This is a genomic window from Cupriavidus sp. SS-3, assembly GCF_035818815.1.
Lineage (GTDB): Bacteria > Pseudomonadota > Gammaproteobacteria > Burkholderiales > Burkholderiaceae > Cupriavidus > Cupriavidus taiwanensis_C.
The window spans coordinates 19,470-39,405 of the sequence record NZ_JAYLVT010000005.1; the positions used below are offsets into that span (position 1 = coordinate 19,470).

Consider the following 19,936-nt stretch of genomic DNA (forward strand, 5'->3'; position numbering starts at 1 on the left):
GACCAACCTTTCGATTAGATTTCAATCTTGTAATGTTCGGGGTCATCAAGGCCCCTGAATCACTTCCGCGGAAAAGACAATGCCCCCGCCGAAGCGGGGGCATTGAGGGAACGGTCGATCCCGCTGTCGCGGGAAAGTCGGCCAGGGCTTACAGCATTGCCTTCAGCAGGCGGCCCATTTCGGACGGGTTCTTGGTCACCTTGATACCGCAGGCTTCCATGATTTCCAGCTTGGCCTGGGCGGTGTCGGCACCGCCCGAGATCAGCGCGCCGGCGTGGCCCATGCGCTTGCCCGGAGGCGCGGTCACGCCAGCGATGAAGCCGACCACCGGCTTCTTCATGTTGTCCTTGATCCAGTTGGCCGCGTTGGCTTCGTCCGGACCGCCGATCTCACCGATCATGACCACGGCGTCCGTTTCCGGATCGTCGTTGAACATCTGCATCACGTCGATGTGCTTCAGGCCGTTGATGGGGTCGCCACCAATGCCGACAGCCGACGACTGGCCCAGGCCCAGCGCGGTCAGCTGGCCCACGGCTTCGTACGTCAGCGTGCCCGAGCGCGACACCACGCCGATGCGACCCTTCTTGTGGATGTGGCCCGGCATGATGCCGATCTTGATTTCGTCCGGCGTGATCAGGCCCGGGCAGTTCGGTCCCAGCAGCAGGGTCTTCTTGTTCTCGCGGCGCATGCGGTCCTTCACTTCCATCATGTCGCGCACGGGGATACCTTCGGTGATGCAGACCACCAGGTCCAGGTCGGCGTCAACGGCTTCCCAGATCGCGGCGGCGGCGCCTGCGGGCGGCACGTAGATGACCGACACGGTGGCGCCGGTCTGGGCCTTGGCGTCCTTGACGCTGGCGTAGATGGGAATGCCTTCGAAGTCTTCGCCCGCCTTCTTCGGGTTCACGCCGGCGACGAACGCGTTCTTGCCGTTGGCGTAGTCACGGCAGCCACGGGTGTGGAACTGGCCGGTCTTGCCGGTGATGCCCTGGGTGATGACCTTGGTGTCTTTGTTGATCAGAATCGACATGCTTTCGTCCTTTGCTTGACTCGGGCAGCGCGGGCAAAGGCCACGCGCGCTGCCGAAGTTCGCTTGTATTGGGTAACGGCGCCTCGGCTTACTTGCCGGCGGCGGCAGCCACGACCTTCTGGGCGGCTTCTTCCATCGTGTCGGCCGAGATGATCGGCAGGCCCGAGTCAGCCAGCATCTTGCGGCCCAGCTCTTCGTTGGTGCCCTTCATGCGCACGACCAGCGGCACGTTCAGCGACACGGCCTTCGAGGCCGAGATCACGCCTTCGGCGATCACGTCGCAACGCATGATGCCGCCGAAGATGTTGACCAGGATGGCCTGCACGTTCTTGTTGCTCAGCATCAGCTTGAAAGCTTCGGTCACCTTCTCGGTGGTGGCACCGCCGCCCACGTCGAGGAAGTTGGCCGGCTCGCCGCCGAACAGCTTGATGGTGTCCATGGTTGCCATGGCCAGGCCGGCGCCGTTCACCAGGCAGCCGATGTTGCCATCCAGCGAGATATAGGCCAGGTCGAACTTCGAGGCTTCGATTTCGTTGGCGTCTTCTTCATCCAGGTCGCGGTAGGCGACGATTTCCGGATGGCGGAACAGCGCGTTCGAGTCGAAGTTGAACTTGGCGTCGAGCGCGATCACCTTGCCGTCGCCGGTCAGGATCAGCGGGTTGATTTCGGCCAGCGAAGCGTCGGTTTCGTAGAACGCCTTGTACAGGCCTTGCAGGGCCTGGCGGGCTTGCGCCACGCTCGCGTCGGGCACGCCGATCTTGCGGGCGATGTCGTCGGCGTCAGCGTCGGTCAGGCCGGTCGACGGCTCGACGATCAGGGTGTGGATCTTTTCCGGGCTGTGAGCAGCGACTTCCTCGATGTCCATGCCGCCTTCGCTCGACGCCATCAGGGCGATCTTCTGCGACACGCGGTCCACCACCAGCGAAACGTACAGTTCCTTCTTGATGTCGGCGCCTTCTTCGATCAGCAGGCGGTTGACCTTCTTGCCTTCCGGACCGGTCTGGTGCGTGACCAGCTGCATGCCCAGGATGTTGGACGCGTAGGTCTTGACCTCGTCCATGCTCTTGGCAACCTTGACGCCGCCGCCCTTGCCGCGGCCACCCGCGTGGATCTGCGCCTTGACAACCCACACCGGGCCGCCGAGTTGTTCTGCGGCCTTCAGGGCCTCGTCAACCGAGAACGCGGGGATGCCGCGCGGAACCGGCACATTGTATTTGCGCAGGATTTCCTTGCCTTGATACTCATGGATATTCATGCGTGTTTCCTTTCGGGTAGGCGTAAAAGGTAGAAGGGAAGAATCTGAAAGAAGACGAACTCTCTCGTCGGGCTGGCCGATCCTGAGAATCAGCCGGAGGTGCCGGTCGGCCGGTCGGCCGGGACAGCGTCGTTGCCGTCGATTGCGTGACCACCGCGGTCGCCATTGGCCGCGGGCTGCTGCGCCTGAGGCGCGGATGCGACGGCAGGCGCGGCCTCGGCCCTTGCCTTGGGCGTCGGCTGGTGACCATACCAGCGCGGGTAAAACTGACGAACCACCTCGCCGTCGAAACGCAGGGCGTGGCAGCCGTTCAACTGATAGGGCGGCTCCGGATTCGGATCGTCCTCGCCGTTGTCGCGGATACTGATGACCTCGCCGGCAAAGGCCTGGATCGCGGTGCTCGGCAGCACCCCGGCGGCTTCGGTCAGGTGCGAGCAGCCGTGCATGCCGCCCAGGCGCTCGCGCACCGCCTTGCGAAAGCCCTTGCGCAGGTTCAGCCCGATCAGCTTGCGGTAAGCCGGGCCGATCGTGTCGCAATGGGATGGGTACGGCACCCAGTCCGAGCAGGCCTCGGCATCCAGCACCGTCATTTCCTCGTCGATCGTGATGCGCAGCCACAGGTCGTGCAGCGGCTGGCCTTGCGGGCGGATACGGTCGCCGGCCAGTTCGATGTCGCGGGGCTTGGTGTCGGTCAGGCGCACCTCGATGTCCCACAGGCCGTCCTCTCTCTGGTACGCCTCGGCCGCAATGGCACGGCGGTGACGCAGGGAGCGGTTGACGGGCTGGGACAGAGGCATGGCCAGGCTGGGGATACGGAAGATACGGAAGCTACGGAGAATCCGGGGGGCTGGGGCACCGTGGTGCCGCGGCGCCGACGCGGCACCGATTAACCCGGGGAGTTTAACATGGCATGCCGCGTTGGCCGGGAACATCCTTGTGCGGCGACTGTCGCGCCCGGATTGTCGGCCGACCATGGCGCCGCGGCAGGGCGGGCGGCCTTGCCGCAATGCACCAGCAGGCACCGGCTCGCGGCCCCGACAAGAACCGGGGGCCGGCATGGCGAGATGACGCAACGCAGCGAAATACACATGACGGCAGCGCAGGTACTTCCCGAGGCCGCCTCGTCACTCGGCTCAGTCCACGTCGCCGTAGTCCTCGTCCGCGCCCTGGATGATCTTGCCGACCACCGCGCGCGAAAAGCCGCGTGCCACCATGAAGCGGATCTGCTTGGCCCGCGCCTCGGGCGTGTCGGGCGGCGTACCGAAGCGCTTGCGCCAGACCTCGCGCGCGCGCTCGACCTCGGTGGCACGCAGGCGCTCCTGCAATTCGCCCAGCTGCTCGCTGCCGAGCTTGTGGGTCTTGGCTTCCTGCATCACGCGCGCGGTACCGTAGCGGGCGCCGCGGCGATGCACCAGGCTGTCGGCAAAGCGCTGGTTCGACAGCCAGTTCTCGCGCTCCAGCGCGTCCAGCAGTTGTTCCAGCTGCTCGGGCGACTCGGCATGCGGCGCCAGCTTGCGCGCGAGCTCGGCGCGGCTGTGCTCGCGGCGCGACAGATAGCCGACGGCGCGCGCCTTCAGCGACAGCGGGGGACGGGTTGCCATGGGTGACCGGGATCAGCGGTTAACAGAAAGAACGGGCGCCGCGGGCCAAGCAAAAAGGCCGGGGCATCGGCGATGCCCCGGCCTTCCGGATGGCGCAGCGGCCGCCGGCGCGGTCAGTTGGCGCAGCGGCCGCCGGCGCGGTCAGTCTTCGACCGTTGCCGCGGCGGCTGCAGCGGTGGGATTCATGGCCACCACGCCCAGTGCCGCGCGCACCTTGTTTTCGATTTCGGCGGCAATGTCGGGGTTCTCGCGCAGGTATTCGCGGGCGTTGTCCTTGCCCTGGCCGATCTTGTCGCCGTTGTAGCTGTACCAGGCGCCGGACTTCTCGACGATCTTGGCATCCACGCCCAGGTCGATGATCTCGCCCTGGCGCGAGATGCCCTGGCCGTAGAGGATGTCGAAGAAGGCCTCGCGGAACGGCGGCGATACCTTGTTCTTGACCACCTTGACCTTGGTCTCGTTGCCGATCACGTCGTCGCCCTTCTTGATCGAGCCGATGCGGCGGATGTCCAGGCGCACCGAGGCGTAGAACTTCAGCGCATTGCCGCCGGTGGTGGTTTCGGGCGAGCCGAACATCACGCCGATCTTCATGCGGATCTGGTTGATGAAGATCACCAGGCAGTTGGTGCGCTTGATGGTGCCGGTCAGCTTGCGCAGCGCCTGGCTCATCAGGCGGGCCTGCAGGCCGGGCAGCGAATCGCCCATTTCGCCTTCGATTTCGGCCTTGGGCACCAGTGCGGCAACCGAGTCGATGATGATCAGGTCGATCGAGCCCGAGCGCACCAGCGCGTCGGTGATTTCCAGGGCCTGCTCGCCGGTGTCGGGCTGCGAGATCAGCAGGTCGCCGACATTGACGCCGAGCTTGGAGGCGTAGTTGACGTCCAGCGCGTGCTCGGCGTCGATAAAGGCGCAGGTGCCGCCCAGCTTCTGCATTTCGGCCACCACCTGCAGCGTCAGCGTGGTCTTGCCCGAGGATTCCGGCCCGTAGATCTCGACCACGCGGCCGCGCGGCAGGCCACCGACGCCAAGCGCGATGTCCAGGCCGAGCGAACCGGTGGAAACCACCTGGATGTCCTTTTCGACCTCGCCGTCGCCCAGGCGCATGATCGAGCCCTTGCCGAACTGCTTCTCGATCTGGGAGAGCGCGGCGGCAAGCGCCTTCTGCTTCTCGGCGCTCACGCCGGCACCTGCCTTCTTGTCGTCCATGGTCGTCCTTGAATCAAATGGTGTATAAATAGGCCGCATGTGGCGCGGCACCGGCATTTGCCGGCATCGGCGCCGGCCCGGCTGTCTGCGCGGCCGCACTCCAGGGGGTCTCCCCGGGCGGCCCCAGCGGAACGTGCGGGTACTGTATAAAAAAACAGTATGCTTGGCAAGCCCCTTCGCGCCCCCGTGCCGTTGCGCACCGGTGCCGGCTATGCCGGCCAGGGTGGAGACAACCATGCGCATTCTGATCGCCGAAGACGACGACGTGCTGGCCGACGGCCTGACCCGTTCGCTACGCCACTCTGGCTACGCCGTCGACCATGTCGCCAATGGCCTGGAAGCGGATTCGGCCCTGTCGACCCAGACCTTCGACCTGCTGATCCTCGACCTGGGCCTGCCGCGCATGTCCGGGCTGGAGGTGCTCAAGCGGCTGCGCGCGCGCGGCGCGATGCTGCCGGTGCTGATCCTGACGGCCGCCGACAGCGTCGACGAGCGCGTCAAGGGCCTGGACCTCGGCGCCGACGACTACATGGCCAAGCCCTTCGCCCTGTCCGAGCTGGAAGCGCGCGTGCGCGCGCTGGTGCGGCGCGGCGCCGGCGGCGGCGCCACGCTGATGCGCCACGGGCCGCTGGCCTACGACCAGGTCGGGCGCATCGCCTACCTCAACGACCAGATGCTGGAGCTGTCCGCGCGCGAGATCGGCCTGCTGGAGATCCTGCTCACGCGCAGCGGCCGCCTGGTGTCGAAGGAACAGCTGGTGGACCACCTGTGCGAATGGGGCGAGGAAGTCAGCAACAACGCCATCGAGGTCTATGTGCACCGCCTGCGCAAGAAGATCGAGGTCGGCGGCATCCGCATCGCCACCGTGCGCGGGCTGGGCTACTGCCTGGAAAAATTCCAGCCGGCGGTGGCCGCGCCGCACTGATTCCATCACCGCAGGCCGCGTGACCGACCTGAGCGCAATCTCGCCCACATGAGCCTGCTGCGACTGCCCTGGCGGCGCGTGCCGCGCGCCGCGCCCCCTCCTCCTTCCACGGACGCCACCGACCAGGACCTGGCCGACGCGCTGCCGCACCTGGAGGAAAGCACCGCCCATCCCGCGCCGCGCTCGCTGTTCGGCGAGATCCTGGACTGGATGCTGGCGCCGCTGCTGCTGCTCTGGCCGATGAGCATCGCGGTGACCTACCTGGTGGCCAAGTCGATTGCCAACGGTCCCTTCGACCGCGCGCTGGAAGCCAGCGCCATCGTGCTGTCGCAGCAGGTGCGCGAGGTCAATGGCCGGGTCACGCTGCAGCTGCCGTTGTCGGCGCGCGAGATCCTGCGTGCCGACGAGACCGACAACATCTACTACCAGGTGGTCGGCAAGCGCGGCGAGTACATCGCCGGCGACCAGGACCTGCCGCTGCCTTCCGAGGAAGACCAGGGCCACGCCGGGCTGGTGTCGCTGCGCGATGACCGCGTCGCCGGCAACGACGTGCGCGTGGCCTACACCTATATCGAGCTGAAGCAGGTCAGCGGCACCCAGCCGGTGCTGGTGCAGGTGGCCGAGACCCTGGACAAGCGCGCGCGGCTGGCCAACGAGATCATCAAGGGCGTGATCCTGCCGCAGTTCGTGATCCTGCCGCTGGCGGTGGTGCTGGTGTGGTTCGGGCTGTCGCGCGGGCTGGCGCCGCTGACCGCGATCCAGCAGCGCATCCGCGCGCGCAATCCGGGCGATACCAGCCCCATCGACGAACGCGCCGCGCCGCAGGAGATCACGCCGCTGGTGGGCTCGTTCAACGACCTGCTGGCGCGGCTGGACCAGTCGGTGCAGACCCAGAAGCGCTTTATCGCCGATGCCGCGCACCAGATGAAGACGCCGCTGGCGGGCCTGCGCATGCAGGCCGAACTGGCCCAGCGCGAGCAGTCGCCGGAAGAACTGCGGCGCTCGCTGGCGCAGATCGCGGGCAGCTCGGAACGCACCGCGCACCTGGTCACGCAGCTGCTGTCGCTGGCGCGCATGGAAAACCTGGCCGGCACCGGCGGCATGGCCGCGCTGGACCTGGCAGCGCTGGCGCGCGAGGTGGTCAAGGACTGGCTGCCGCAGGCATGGGCGCGCGACATCGACCTGGGCCTCGATGCCGACGACCATCCGGTGATGGTCCAGGGCAACCGCCTGATGCTGACCGAGATGCTGAACAACCTGCTCGACAACGCCATCCGCTACACGCCGCGCGGCGGCCGCGCCACGGTGCGGGTCAGCGCCGACGCCTTCGAACCGTTCGCCTACCTCGACGTGGAAGACACCGGCCCGGGCATTGCGCCGTCGGAGCGCGAGCGCGTGATGGAGCGCTTCTACCGCGTGCTCGGCACCAACACCGAAGGCAGCGGCCTGGGCCTGGCGATCGTGCGCGAGATCGTGCAGCAGCACGGCGGCGACGTCCAGATCTCGGACCACGTCTACCAGCAATCGCCACGGCTGGCCGGCGCGCACTTCCGCGTGACGCTGCGCCGCCCCGAAAACTTTCCGTCCGCATGAACGACACCCCTGCCCCCGGCAGCGCCGACGCTCGCCATCGCCTTGCCTGGCATCGCAACCTGCGCTGGATCTGCGGCCTGCTCGCGGTCTGGTTCACGGTCACCTTCGTGGTGGCGTGGTTTGCACGCGACCTGCGCTTCAATTTCTTCGGCTGGCCGTTCTCGTTCTGGGTCGGCGCACAGGGCGCGCTGGTGGTCTATGTGCTGATGGCCGCGCTCTATGCCTGGCGCATGAACCATGACGATGCCGAAGCCGTCAGCGCCGAGCCGCCGCCGGCGGCAATGCCATCGCAAGGCGCCTCGCGCGGACCCGGCGCGGATGCTGCATAGCCGCACGCCCGCAACGCGCATAACCATGCGGAGCGCATGCGCCGAGGACCCGCAGCGCAGCATCCACAGCCCCGTGCGCGCCTAGCGTATACCCCGACGTTTTTTGCTGGCGGCGCGCCGGAATCTGTCAGAACGCAGTAAGTTTCGCCACCCACAATCCTCTGCAACTCTGGGCATAGCGGCCAGCCGCGCGGCGCTTTCCGCGCGCCACGCCCGCCCCGGGATCCATTCCAGACGGAGGAGACAAATGGCAAACGTGCAAAACGTTGCGGTGCCCGGAGGGGGCGCGCAGAACGCACCGATGACTGCCGAAGAGCGCAAGGTGATCTTTGCCTCGTCGCTGGGCACGGTGTTCGAGTGGTACGACTTTTACCTGTATGGCTCGCTGGCGGCAATCATCGCCAAGCAGTTCTTTGCCGGGCTGGATCCGACCTCGGCCTTCATCTTCGCGCTGCTCGCGTTTGCCGCCGGCTTTATCGTGCGGCCGTTCGGCGCGCTGGTGTTCGGCCGGCTCGGCGACATGATCGGGCGCAAGTACACCTTCCTGGTGACGATCCTGATCATGGGCGTGTCGACCTTCATCGTCGGCCTGCTGCCGGGCTACGCCACCATCGGCTGGGCCGCGCCGATCATCCTGATCGCGCTGCGCATGCTGCAGGGCCTGGCGCTCGGCGGCGAGTACGGCGGCGCCGCCACCTACGTGGCCGAACACGCCCCGCACGGCAAGCGCGGTGCGTACACCTCGTGGATCCAGACCACCGCCACGCTGGGCCTGTTCCTGTCGCTGATCGTGATCCTGCTGTGCCGCGAGGCGACCGGTCCGAACTTCGAGGTCTGGGGCTGGCGCATCCCGTTCCTGCTTTCGATCCTGCTGCTGGGCGTGTCCGTCTATATCCGGCTGTCGATGAACGAATCGCCGGCGTTCCAGCGCATGAAGGCCGAGGGCAAGACCTCCAAGGCACCGCTGACCGAATCGTTCGGCCAGTGGCGCAACCTGAAGATCGTGATCCTGGCGCTGCTGGGCCTGACCGCCGGCCAGGCCGTGGTCTGGTACACCGGCCAGTTCTACGCGCTGTTCTTCCTGACCCAGGTGCTCAAGGTCGATGCCAAGACGGCCAACCTGCTGATCGCCGGCGCACTGGTGATCGGCACGCCGTTCTTCATCTTCTTCGGCGCGCTGTCGGACAAGATCGGCCGCAAGTGGATCATCATGGCGGGCTGCGCGCTGGCCGTGCTGACCTACTTCCCGCTGTTCAAGGCCCTGACCCACTACGCCAACCCGGCGCTGGAGCGCGCCCAGCAAAGCGCCCAGATCGTGGTGACCGCGGATCCGAAGCAGTGCTCGTTCCAGGGCAGCCCGATCGCCCGCGAGATCGACTTCCGCAGCTCGTGCGACATCGCCAAGCGTACCCTGGCGCAGGCTTCGGCCAGCTATGAAGTGGTCGAGGCACCGGCCGGCACCGTGGCCACCGTCAAGATCGGCGACAAGGAGATCAAGGCCTTCGATGCCAAGCTGGTGAACGGCCACAGCTTCGACGACGCCAGCAAGCAGCAGATCGCGGCGTTCAAGAAGGAGGTGGGCAGCTCGATGGCCGCGGCCGGTTACCCGACCAAGGCTGACCCGGCGCAGATGAACACGATCATGGTGCTGGTGATCCTGGTCATCCTGGTGATCTACGTCACCATGGTGTACGGCCCGATCGCCGCCATGCTGGTGGAACTGTTCCCGACCCGCATCCGCTACACCTCGATGTCGCTGCCCTACCATATCGGCAACGGCTGGTTCGGCGGCCTGCTGCCCACCATCTCGTTCGCGCTGGTGGCCCAGAACGGCAACATCTACTACGGCCTCTGGTACCCGATCATCATCGCCGCGCTCACCTTCGTGGTTGGCGCGCTGTTTATCCGCGAGACCAAGGACGTGAACATCTACGCCAACGACTGAGCGGTCGTGCGGCACCAAGAAGAACGGCAGGCCCGCGGGCCTGCCGTTTTTTATGCACGGAAGCCTCGTGCAAAATCTTCACCGGAAGGTGTTGACAGCCGAGAAAGCCCAGGTATAATCTCAGTCTTCGTTGGCGAATTAGCTCAGTCGGTTAGAGCGACGGAATCATAATCCGCAGGTCCGGGGTTCGAGTCCCTGATTCGCCACCATCTATTTGAAAAGCCGCGATCCCGCAAGGGTTCGCGGCTTTTTGCCTTGGTGCCCAAGGACAGGCGTTCGTGGCAACGACATAAGGCCGCCCATGCCGGACGGCCCCGCGGGCAACGCTTACCAGTAGCGCACGCGCCCGGTGTCGATATGCACGAACTGGTCGGTCTCGTAGTAGCCGACGCCGCCGCGCTGCAATGACTTGGCGGCATCGCGCACATCGGCCAGCGACACGCCGGCGAGCCGGATGTCGATGGCCTTGCCGTCCATATGCAGGCTGTGCTTGGCCACCCCGCCGCCGCGCGAGTTGCGCAGGCGCGAATTGGTGGCCGGGCTGCGGTAGCCGGAAATGACCTGGAACGGCTTGTCGGTGCCCAGTTCGCGGCGCACCTGGAACAACAGGTCGAACAGCTGCGGATCGATGGTGCCGACCTTGCCGGAATAATGGTCGCGCAGGAAACCGTTGAGCGTGGTCAGCGCGTCGGGCACGAAACGGTCGCCCACGGCATAGACCAGCGACACGCGCTCGCCGGTGTGGGTGTGGTCGAAAGCCAGGGTGCGGGCATCCGGCAGGCCGGCCAGCGGCTGGTTGGCGGGCACGTTCGGGGGCAGGCTTGCCAGCGCGCGGCGGGACGCCAGCGGCATCAGTCCGGCGGCGAGCGCCAGGGTTCCGGTGGTATGAAGAAAGCGGCGGCGTGCCTTGCGCGTCGCGTCAGTCATGGTACTTCCTCTGAATATGCGGGGTGCGGCGCCTCAATGGATGACGCCGGAGGCGCTTGCCACAGCGCGCGGCTGGGGGCGACCGTTGCGTTGACGCAGCGCCTTGTCCAGCAATTTGTCGTGACCGTAGATGTCAGGCAGGAAGGATACACGACCATCGGCGCGCGCGATGACCGTGCCGTAAGCCAGCACCACCGGCAACGGCTGCTGCAGGCGCACCGTGTTCGACTTGCCACGTGCCATCGCCTCGCGGATCCGGGTCTCGTTCCAGTCCGGCATATCGTGCAATACGAATTGCGCCAGCGCTACTGGGGCTTCCACGCGGATGCAGCCGTGGCTGAAGTCGCGCCGGTCGCGCTTGAACAGCTGCGGCGACGGCGTGTGGTGCAAATAGATGTTCTCGTTGTTGGGGAACACGAACTTGATGTCGCCCAGCGCGTTGAGCGGGCCGGGCCGCTGGCGGATGCGCAGGCTGCCGTTCAGCACCGCCTCCAGGTTCTCCTCGGACAAGGTGGTCACGGCCTTGCCGTCGCCGCCGACGAACTCCAGCCCCTGCCGGTTGAAATAGCCCGGATCGCGGCGCAGCCGCGGCACCGTCTCGCGCCGCGCGATCGACGGCGGGATGTTCCAGTACGGGCTGAATTCGATATAGCGCATGTCCTCCTCGAACAGCGGCGTGCGCGTGTCGAGCGCCTTGCCGACGATCACCTTCATCTCCAGCTTGATGTCGAGCTTGCCGTCGCGGATTTCATAGGCGCGCAGCATGAACTCCGGCACATTGACCACGATCATGCGCGGACCGTCCAGCGGGGTCCAGCGCAGGCGCTCCATGGTCAGTTCGATCTGCCGCACGCGCTCGGCGATGGGCAGGTTCAGCTGCGCCAGCGTGGCCGCGCCGATCACGCCGTCGGGCTGCAGCCCATGGCGCGACTGGAAGGCCTTGACGCCTTCGACCAGCGCGCCCTCGTAGCGCGGCGGCGCCTGCGTGCCGGCCGGCAGGTCGCCCAGCGCCACCAGGCGCGCGGTCAGCGCGGCGGTGCCGGCCCAAGGCTGGCCCGGCGTGAGCTTGCTGGCCGGCAACGGCGGCAGCGGCTGCTGCCACACCGGCTGCCGGCCGATGTCGCGGTAACGGGCCAGGGCCTGGCGCAGCGTACCGTACAGCGGGAACGTCGGCGCGGCCTGGCGGATGGCATCGGGCAGGCGGTGCTGGGCAACGGCATCGCGCAGCCAGGTGGCGGCATCGAAAGGCCGTTCGGCCGGCGGCGCGAAATTGGCATGGACCGCGCGCGGGTTGATGCGGCCGCCGTGCAGGTCGGACAGCATCCGTTCCATGGCGGCGCTCAGCGCCGCATCGAGCCGGGCCGCGGCATCGGGGGGCAGCGCCGGGCCGTGGGTGGCCTGGGTCACGGCCTGGCGCAGGGCCTCGGCATCGTAGTCGCGCGGATCGAGGCCATCGGCGGCCACGGCGGCCAGCGCGTCCACCGCCTGGCGTGCCTCCGGCACTGGCCGGCCCTGCACGAACCACATCGGCTCGTTGGCGAAGGCGGGAGCGGCGAGCCACGTGGCGCCGGCAATGGCGACGGCGCCGAGGCGGCGCACGGCAGCATTCAGGATCTGGGGCATCGGGCGGATAGCTCGGATTCGTCACAGATGCCCACAGTCTACCCGCGATAGCCGATGGGCGCGGCAAGGCGTGGCAGAAGGCGCATGCCGCGGGCAAACCCGCCAGGCAACGTTCACCACACCAGCTGGTGCCGGCGCGCGTAGTCCACCATCTCGACCAGCGAGCCCACATGCAGCTTGGCCATGATGTTGGCCTTGTGCGTGCTGACGGTCTTGCTGCTGATCAGCAGCTGCGCGGCGATCGACTTGTTGGAGTGTCCGCGCGCCAGGTATTGCAGGATGGTGATCTCGCGGTTGCTCAGGCGCGGCAGGCCGGCCTGTTGCTGCTCGCCGAGCTGGCGCACCGTCTCCAGCGTCTGCAGCGGAAACACCAGATAGCCGCTCAGCACGCCGCGCACGGCCTGCATCACTTCCTCGACGCCGCGCTGCTTGACCACGAAGCCGTGCGCGCCGGCGCGCAGTGCCCGTACCGGCGCCTGGGCAGTGTCGTTGCCGGACAGTACCAGCAGCGGCACGCCGGGCAGCGTGGCGATCACCCTGCGGACAAAGTCGATGCCGGGATTGCCGAAGCGTTCGACGTCGACCAGCACCAGGCCGGGCCGGTGCTCGCGGGCGAGGCGGTAGCCCTCGCGGACTCCATCCGTTTCCAGGACCTCGTCGGTGTCAAACTCGGCGGCGAGTTCGGCGCATAACAAGGTGCGGAACCTCGAGGGTTCGTCGACGATCAGCGTTGGGGGCAATTCAGGGCTCCTTAACAACTGGCGGGGAATTGGCCAGGGAACTGGCTATGCCAAGGTTAAGGGCCCTGAGGAACCTTGATGCGCCGAATCCTCACTGCGCGGACGCAGCAGATTCTGCACAAGAGTCAGGCTTTTCCTTCGATGACGCGGCTGGCGTCAAGTGGCTGCAGCGCCGGTCATTCCGACCCGCTCATTCCGTCCCGGCCGGCAGGAAGCGCGGCGCGGGCGCGGAGCGCGGCACCTCGCGCTCGCCCTGCTGGTAGAGACGATACGTGCCCCGTGCCTGGTTGTGCGGATGGCGTGCGGCCTCGTCCAGCGTCAGCACGCGCGCGAAGCACACGTCGGTGCCGCCCAGCACGGACTCCCAATGCGTGCTGGGCCTGGCGGCAATCGCCGCGGCGATGCGTGCCTTGACCGCCGGCCACTGGGCGCGGTCGTACTGCGCGGCCGGGTCGATATCGGTCAGTTCCAGGCGCTCGAGCAGTTCGCGGTAGAACTGCGGCTCGAGCGCGCCGAGGGTGATGGCACGCCCGTCCGCGCACGGGAACACATCATAGAACGGCGAGTCATGGAACGGACTCGGTTGCGGGCCGCCCAGCGTGCCGGCCGCGCGCGACACCTGCACCAGCGAGCCGAGCATGGCAACGATGTCGGTGATGGCGGCATCGACCACGCAGCCCTCGCCGCTGGCGCGCGCGCTGAGGATGGCGCTGGTGATGCCGAACGCCAGCCCGAGCGCGCCGGTGGCATCGCCCATCACGGTCGGCGGCACCATCGGCAGGCTGCCTTCGCGCGCGGCCATCGACAGCAGGCCGGTCAGCGCGATGTAGTTGAGGTCATGTCCGGCGCTCTGCGACAGCGGGCCGCTCTGGCCCCAGCCGGTCATGCGGCCGTAGACCAGGCGCGGATTGCGCGCATGGCAGGCCTTGGGGCCCAGCCCCAGGCGCTCCATCGCGCCCGGACGCAGGCCCTCGATCAGCGCGTCGGCGCCGGCGACCAGGTCGAGTGCGGCGGCCACGTCCGCGGGCGCCTTCAGGTTCAGCTGCACCACGCGCTTGCCGTGTTCCAGCTCCATCTCGGCCGGCACCGACTGGCCGCGCAGGATGCGGCGCGCGTCGGGAGCCACCGGGCGGGTCACCAGCGTAACCTCTGCGCCGAGGCCGGCCAGCATGGCGCCGCACAGCGGGCCGGGGCCGATGCCTTCGAATTCCACGACCTTGATACCGCGCAGGGGCTGCAGGTTGCCGCGCTCACTCATGATGGTTGTCTCCGGTTCGCCGCCTGCGCGCACCGTGGCGGGAGGCGGCTGGTATTGGTGGTTGGATCGTGTGCCCGTTGCCGCACGGGCGGGCCATGCAGGCCGTGGGGCTCGGGAGCATGCTACGCGCCGCCGTGTTGACGGGGCAATGGCCAAATGCATCAGCCGGAATGACGGAATAAATCAACGGACCGGCCGACCGGTTATCGCACCAGGAAATCGGACAATTCCGATCCGACTTGATCTGAATCGCATCCTGGCGGGACACTAGGGGGCATGATGGTTCCAGATGGCGTTGCGGCCACATGGCCGCGGCGCTTCCGACAGCCCCCATCCAGGAGATCCCGCCATGACCAATATCGTCCTCGCCACCGACGGCTCGGCCTTCAGCGACGCCGCGGCACGCTTTATCGCCGAAGGCAAGCTGCTGCAGAACGGCTTCACCGTGCATGTCGTCCATGTCGCGCCCGAAGTGAGCGGCCAGGTGCGCGCCTTCGTCAGCAAGGAAACCATCGACGACTGGCACAGGGAAGCCAGCGACAAGGCGATGGCGGCGGTCTGCGATCTCCTCGCCGCGGCCAATGTGCCGTTCGAGCGGCACCCGTTGCACGGCTTCGCGCCCGAACGCATCGTCGCCTATGCGAACTCGGTGGATGCGGCGGCCATCGTGATGGGCACGCACGGGCGCGGCTCGTTCTTCGATGCCGTGATCGGTTCGGTGGCGGGCCGGGTGCTGGCCCAGGCGGAGTGTCCGGTGGTGCTGGTCAAGACCCCGGAAAAGAAGGGTTAAGCCCCCAACTGACTGGCGGTGCCGCAATGGCGCCGCCTTGCGGCAGGCCTCAGGCGCCCCACAGGGGCGCTTCGTCCATCAGCGCGACCTGTTCGCGCAATTCCAGGATCCGGTCCTGCCAGTAGCGCGCGGTGCCGAACCACGGGAAGGCGGCCGGAAAGGCCGGGTCGGCCCAGCGGCTGGCCAGCCAGGCGCTGTAGTGCAGCAGCCGCAGCGTGCGCAGCGCTTCGACCAGCCACAGTTCGCGCGTCTGGAATTCCGCAAAATCCTCGTAGCCTGCGACGATGTCCGCCAGCTGGCTTTGCATGGCCGCGCGGTCGCCCTCGAGCAGCATCCAGATGTCCTGGATCGCGGGGGCCATGCGGCTGTCGTCGAAGTCGACGAAGTGGGGGCCCGGCTCGCCATGGGCGCCGCCGCGGGCATCTTCTTCGTCGATCCACAGCACATTGCCGCGATGGCAGTCGCCATGGACGCGCAGCAGCCGCACGTCGCCGGCGCGTTCATAGCAGCGCTGCACGCCGTCCAGCGCCAGTTGCGCCACCGACTGCCAGGCCGGCAGCAGATCGGCCGGAATGCAGCCGCTGGCGAGCAGCCAGTCGCGCGGGGCAATGCCGAAGGTGTCCAGGTCCAGCGCCGGACGCGCCTGGTAGGGCTGGGCCGCGCCCAGCGCATGGATGCGGCCGATGAACCGGCCGAGCCAGGTCAGCGTATCGGCGCGGTCCAGCGCCGGTTCGCGCCCGCCGCAGCGGGGGAAGACGGCAAAGCGGAAGCCCGCGTGCTGCAGCAGCGTGCCGGCCTCCCCGGGCGCCAGCGCCATGGCCGGCACGGCGGGAATCTCGGCGTCGGCCAGCTGCTGCACGAAGGCGTGTTCTTCCAGGATGGCCGCATCGGTCCAGCGGCCCGGGCGATAGAACTTGGCGATGACCGGCGCGGCGTCCTCGATACCTGCCTGCCAGACCCGGTTCTCGTAGCTGTTGAGGGCCAGCAGGCGCCCGTCGGGGCGCAGGCCGGCGCCCTCGAGCGCGTCCAGCATCAGTTCGGGCGTCAGGCCGGCGTAGGGAACACCGGAATCGGCGGGGGCGTCGGACGCGTGCATGGTTGCCGGCCGGCTCCGCGTTAGCGCGCCGGCTTGCGGTTGCCGCCCAGCAGCGCCGCCTGCGGCGCCGGACGGCGGTTGCGCGCCGGTGCCGGCGCGGCGTCATTGGGCTGGCGCGCGGGCTGGGCCGCGGCGCGTTGCGGGCGTGCCGGGTCCTGGCCGTCGCGGCGCGCAGCGGGGCTGCGCGCGCCGGCGGGCTGGGCGGCACGGTTGCCGTTGGCGGCGCCGTTGCCGCGCTGGGCCTGGCCTTGGCCTTGGCCCTGGCGCGGCGCGCCCTGCCCCTGGCGGGCGGCACGCTGGCGCTGCGCGCCTTCGCCGTCGCCGGCCGGACGCGCCTCGGCCCGTCCGCGGCCCTGGCCCTGGCCGCCACCGCCGCGCTGCTGGCGGCCCTTCTGGATCGGCTCCGGGGCGATGCTCGGGTCTACTTCGAAGCCCGGCAGCACGGTCTGTTCGAGCTTGCGCTTGATCAGGCGTTCGATGTCGCGCAGCAGGCCCAGCTCGTCCACGCACACCAGCGAGATCGCCTCACCCTCGGCGCCGGCGCGGCCGGTGCGGCCGATGCGGTGGACGTAGTCCTCGGGCACGTTGGGCAGGTCGAAATTGACCACGTGCGGCAGCTGGTCGATGTCGATGCCGCGCGCGGCGATATCGGTCGCCACCAGCAGCCGCAGCGTGCCGGCCTTGAACTCGGACAGCGCGCGCGTGCGCGCCGACTGGCTCTTGTTGCCGTGGATCGCCAGCGCCGACAGGCCGTCCTTGGTCAGCTGCTCGGCCAGCCGGTTGGCGCCATGCTTGGTGCGCGTGAATACCAGCACCTGGTGCCAGTCGTGCTGGCGCACCAGGTGGGCCAGCAGTTCGCGCTTGCGTTCGCGGTCGACCGGGTAGACGCGCTGGTCCACGGTCTCGGCGGTGGTGTTGCGCCGCGCCACTTCGATCGACGCGGGATTGTTCAGCAGGCGGTCGGCCAGCGCGCGGATATCGTCCGAGAACGTCGCCGAGAACAGCAGGTTCTGGCGCTTGGCCGGCAGCACGTTGAGGATCTTGCGGATATCGTGGATGAAGCCCATGTCGAGCATGCGGTCGGCTTCATCGAGCACCAGCAGTTCCACCTGCGACAGGTCGATGGTGCGCTGTGACACATGGTCCAGAAGGCGGCCGGGCGTGGCCACGACGATCTCCACGCCGCGCTTGAGCTGCTCGATCTGCGGGTTGATGCCGACCCCGCCGAACATCACCATCGAGCGCAGGCGCAGGTACTTGCCGTAGTTGCGCACACTCTCCTCGACCTGCGCCGCCAGCTCGCGCGTGGGCGTCAGCACCAGCGCGCGCACCGCCACGCGTGCGCCGCGCGGGGCGCTGCTGGCATGGCGGGCCGCGGTTTCGGACAGCAGCTGCAGCATCGGCAGGGTAAAGCCGGCGGTCTTGCCGGTGCCGGTCTGGGCGCCGGCGAGCAGGTCGCCGCCCTTGAGGATGGCGGGAATTGCCTGGGCCTGGATGGGAGTCGGGGTGGTGTAGCCCTGTTCGGCTACGGCACGCACAATCTTTTCGGACAAGCCGAGTTCAGAAAAAGACATGAATTGCTGCTTGGGCCATCGCTGCGCACGCGGTGCGCCAAACGCCGGATGGCTCCTTGTAATCGATCGGAATCGGAACGCGAACGCCGGGAAGCCGGCCTGGCAGGGCACCGGCCCGCCCGCGAAGGAAAGAGCGGTAGTGTACCAGTCCGGCGCAGGCGGGTTCTGCACTGGATCCCGCCGCGCATGCGCGCCGGCGCACACGGGCTGCGCGCGGGTGGCGCTGCGCTATCATGACGGCCTCCGCCCGCCCCGCCGCCACGGGCCGGCACGTCGCCCCGCCTGCCCGGAAAGCCGCCATGCGCTTGCGTTTCCTCGAAGACCAGGAAGTCACACTGCTCGCGGCCATCCCGGTCGGGATCGTCGCCGCCATTGCCACCACGCTGTTCAAGGAGGCGCTGGACGGCGCGGGCATCGTGCTGTTTGCCAGCCACGCCGACGTGGTCACGGTGTTCGCGACGCTGGCGCTGGCATGGCGCGTGGTGGTGCCGGCCGTCGGCGGCGCGCTCGCGGGCGGCCTGCTGGTGCTGGCCAACCGGCTGGCCAGCGCCCACCCCGGCGCCACCGACTATATGGAAGCGGTCGCCAACGGCAGCGGCCGGCTGCCGGTGCGGATCACGCTGCTGCGCGCGCTGTCCTCCTTTTTCTCGATCGTCAGCGGCAGCTCGGTCGGCAAGGAAGGCGCGATGATCCAGCTGGCGGCGCTGTGCGGGTCGCTGTTCCCGTCGACCCGGATCGAGCGCGGCGGCGGCTCCAACATGCGCCGCATGCTGACCGCCTGCGGCGCCGCGGCGGGCCTTGCCACCGTCTACCACACCCCTTTTTCCGCCGCCGTCTTTGTCGCCGAAGTGGTGTTCGGCGCGCTCGCGGTGCAGCGCCTGATGCCGCTGTTCCTGGCCTCGGTCGCCGGCGCCATGGTCAGCCAGTGGCACGGCGGCCTGCAGCCGCTCTACCCCGGCCTCGATATCGCCCCGGATCTGCGCCCGCAGATCCTGCTGGCCGCGGCGGCGCTGGGCGTGGCCGCCGGCATCGCGGGCGCGCTGTTCCTGCGCGCCGCCGGCTTCGCGCGCAGCCGCTTCGCGGCGCTGCCGGGCGGGCCGGTGGCACGGCTGACGCTGGGCGGCGCGCTGGTCGGCGTGCTGGCGATGGCGGTGCCGGAAGTCGTCGGCAACGGCTTTTCCACCATCCAGACCCTGCTGCAGGAGCAGCCGCTGAGCGTGCCGGTGGCCGCCGTGCTGCTGGCCAAGCTGGCGGCCACGGTGATCAGCATGGGCTCGGGCGCGGTCGGCGGCGTGTTCACGCCGTCGCTATTCGTGGGGGCGGCGCTGGGCCAGCTGCTGGCGCTCGGCATGCAGGGCCCGGGCGCGGCGCCGCTGCTGCCGCTGGTGGGCATGAGCGCCTTCCTGGCGGCCACCAGCCAGGCGCCGTTGATGTCGGTGCTGATGGTGTTCGAGATGACGCTGGCGCCCGCGCTGCTGCTGCCGTCGATGATCGGCGCGGTGGCGGCGTACTACACCGCGTCGCGCTGCCAGACGCTGTCGCTGTACAGCGTGATCGCCGAGCGCGCGCAGGCATCGGCGGCCGCCGAGCATGCCCGCGCGCTGACGCTGGCGGGCCTGTGCGACCCGACCGACACCGTGCTGGATCCCAACGCCACGCTGGCCGCGGCCGCCGACAAGTTCGCCGAGACCGGCACCCGCTACCTCTACCTGGTGCAGGCCGACGGCCGCCTGCTGGGCGCGCTGTCGATCCATGCCTTGCAGCGCGCGCAGCGCGAAGGCGCGCCCGACGACGTGCTGGCGCTGGCGGAACGCGACTTCCCGGCGCTGACGCCGGATTCGCGGCTGCGCGATGCCCTTGCGGTATTCGCCGAGCACGGCATCAACCGGATCCCGCTGGTGCGCGACCCGGCCGGGCGCGAACTGATGGGGACGGTTTCCAAGCAACGCGTGCTGCAAGAGGCATCCTGCCTGTTCTGACGCCGCTTGCCTGCCACGCTGCCTGCCACACCAAGCCGGCGCCGGCGAGGTAAAATGCGCGGTTG

The 19,936-nt window shown here is 68.3% G+C and carries 17 protein-coding genes and 1 tRNA gene; 7 read left to right on the plus strand and 11 right to left on the minus strand.

Annotation, left to right across the window (positions count from 1 at the left end; translation table 11 throughout):
• Window positions 1-148: 148 nt before the first annotated feature.
• The 5 genes from sucD to recA form a co-directional block, all read right to left on the minus strand.
• Entirely contained in the window at window positions 149-1,030 is an 882-nt protein-coding gene (gene sucD / locus U9J39_RS09670; protein WP_115679443.1) for a succinate--CoA ligase subunit alpha, read from the minus strand.
• An 88-nt stretch (window positions 1,031-1,118) separates the two neighbouring features.
• Entirely contained in the window at window positions 1,119-2,285 is a 1,167-nt protein-coding gene (gene sucC, locus U9J39_RS09675) for an ADP-forming succinate--CoA ligase subunit beta (protein WP_115679441.1), read from the minus strand.
• An 89-nt stretch (window positions 2,286-2,374) separates the two neighbouring features.
• The gene (locus U9J39_RS09680; protein WP_115708258.1) at window positions 2,375-3,082 is read right to left on the minus strand and encodes a DUF2889 domain-containing protein; all 708 of its coding nucleotides are present in this window, start codon (window positions 3,080-3,082) and stop codon (window positions 2,375-2,377) included.
• Window positions 3,083-3,418: 336 nt separating this feature from the next.
• Window positions 3,419-3,886 (minus strand): recombination regulator RecX, encoded by a 468-nt coding sequence (gene recX / locus U9J39_RS09685; protein WP_115708256.1) that lies wholly within the window; start codon window positions 3,884-3,886, stop codon window positions 3,419-3,421.
• 141 nt (window positions 3,887-4,027) lie between these two features.
• On the minus strand, window positions 4,028-5,092 hold the full coding sequence (gene recA / locus U9J39_RS09690; RefSeq protein WP_115679438.1) for a recombinase RecA: 1,065 nt from the start codon (window positions 5,090-5,092) through the stop codon (window positions 4,028-4,030).
• Window positions 5,093-5,327: 235 nt separating this feature from the next.
• On the opposite strand from recA, the gene U9J39_RS09695 reads away from it, so the two are divergent.
• The 5 genes from U9J39_RS09695 (at window position 5,328) to U9J39_RS09715 (ending at window position 10,093) form a co-directional block, all read left to right on the plus strand.
• A complete protein-coding gene (locus U9J39_RS09695) occupies window positions 5,328-6,017 on the plus strand; it encodes a response regulator (RefSeq protein ID WP_115679437.1) in 690 nt (229 codons plus the stop codon).
• A 48-nt stretch (window positions 6,018-6,065) separates the two neighbouring features.
• Window positions 6,066-7,610, plus strand: coding sequence for a sensor histidine kinase (locus tag U9J39_RS09700; RefSeq protein WP_115708252.1), 1,545 nt, complete (start codon window positions 6,066-6,068; stop codon window positions 7,608-7,610).
• On the plus strand, window positions 7,607-7,939 hold the full coding sequence (locus tag U9J39_RS09705) for a DUF4212 domain-containing protein (protein WP_115708250.1): 333 nt from the start codon (window positions 7,607-7,609) through the stop codon (window positions 7,937-7,939). Before U9J39_RS09700 ends, U9J39_RS09705 begins: the two co-directional genes overlap by 4 nt.
• A 247-nt stretch (window positions 7,940-8,186) precedes the next feature.
• The gene (locus U9J39_RS09710) at window positions 8,187-9,884 is read left to right on the plus strand and encodes an MFS transporter (RefSeq protein ID WP_115708248.1); all 1,698 of its coding nucleotides are present in this window, start codon (window positions 8,187-8,189) and stop codon (window positions 9,882-9,884) included.
• Window positions 9,885-10,016: 132 nt separating this feature from the next.
• A tRNA-Met gene (locus U9J39_RS09715) sits at window positions 10,017-10,093 on the plus strand.
• A gap of 118 nt (window positions 10,094-10,211) precedes the next feature.
• Here U9J39_RS09715 and U9J39_RS09720 read toward each other — a convergent pair.
• The 4 genes from U9J39_RS09720 to U9J39_RS09735 form a co-directional block, all read right to left on the minus strand.
• Window positions 10,212-10,811, minus strand: a complete 600-nt coding sequence (locus U9J39_RS09720) for a YcbK family protein (protein ID WP_326346978.1) — start codon at window positions 10,809-10,811, stop codon at window positions 10,212-10,214.
• Window positions 10,812-10,844: 33 nt separating this feature from the next.
• A complete protein-coding gene (locus U9J39_RS09725; protein WP_326346979.1) occupies window positions 10,845-12,434 on the minus strand; it encodes a L,D-transpeptidase family protein in 1,590 nt (529 codons plus the stop codon).
• A gap of 113 nt (window positions 12,435-12,547) precedes the next feature.
• The gene (locus U9J39_RS09730; RefSeq protein ID WP_115708243.1) at window positions 12,548-13,174 is read right to left on the minus strand and encodes a response regulator transcription factor; all 627 of its coding nucleotides are present in this window, start codon (window positions 13,172-13,174) and stop codon (window positions 12,548-12,550) included.
• 190 nt (window positions 13,175-13,364) lie between these two features.
• Window positions 13,365-14,432 (minus strand): CaiB/BaiF CoA transferase family protein, encoded by a 1,068-nt coding sequence (locus tag U9J39_RS09735; RefSeq protein WP_115679431.1) that lies wholly within the window; start codon window positions 14,430-14,432, stop codon window positions 13,365-13,367.
• A 349-nt stretch (window positions 14,433-14,781) separates the two neighbouring features.
• On the opposite strand from U9J39_RS09735, the gene U9J39_RS09740 reads away from it, so the two are divergent.
• Window positions 14,782-15,222 (plus strand): universal stress protein, encoded by a 441-nt coding sequence (locus tag U9J39_RS09740; RefSeq protein WP_116312171.1) that lies wholly within the window; start codon window positions 14,782-14,784, stop codon window positions 15,220-15,222.
• Between the two features lie 49 nt (window positions 15,223-15,271).
• Here the strand turns inward: U9J39_RS09740 and U9J39_RS09745 are convergent, their stop codons facing one another.
• Together U9J39_RS09745 and U9J39_RS09750 are read right to left on the minus strand one after the other, a co-directional pair.
• Entirely contained in the window at window positions 15,272-16,318 is a 1,047-nt protein-coding gene (locus U9J39_RS09745; RefSeq protein WP_116312170.1) for a serine/threonine protein kinase, read from the minus strand.
• Window positions 16,319-16,338: 20 nt separating this feature from the next.
• The gene (locus U9J39_RS09750; RefSeq protein WP_115708239.1) at window positions 16,339-17,892 is read right to left on the minus strand and encodes a DEAD/DEAH box helicase; all 1,554 of its coding nucleotides are present in this window, start codon (window positions 17,890-17,892) and stop codon (window positions 16,339-16,341) included.
• A 299-nt stretch (window positions 17,893-18,191) separates the two neighbouring features.
• On the opposite strand from U9J39_RS09750, the gene U9J39_RS09755 reads away from it, so the two are divergent.
• On the plus strand, window positions 18,192-19,871 hold the full coding sequence (locus U9J39_RS09755) for a ClcB-like voltage-gated chloride channel protein (protein WP_326346981.1): 1,680 nt from the start codon (window positions 18,192-18,194) through the stop codon (window positions 19,869-19,871).
• Window positions 19,872-19,936 lie beyond the last annotated feature (65 nt).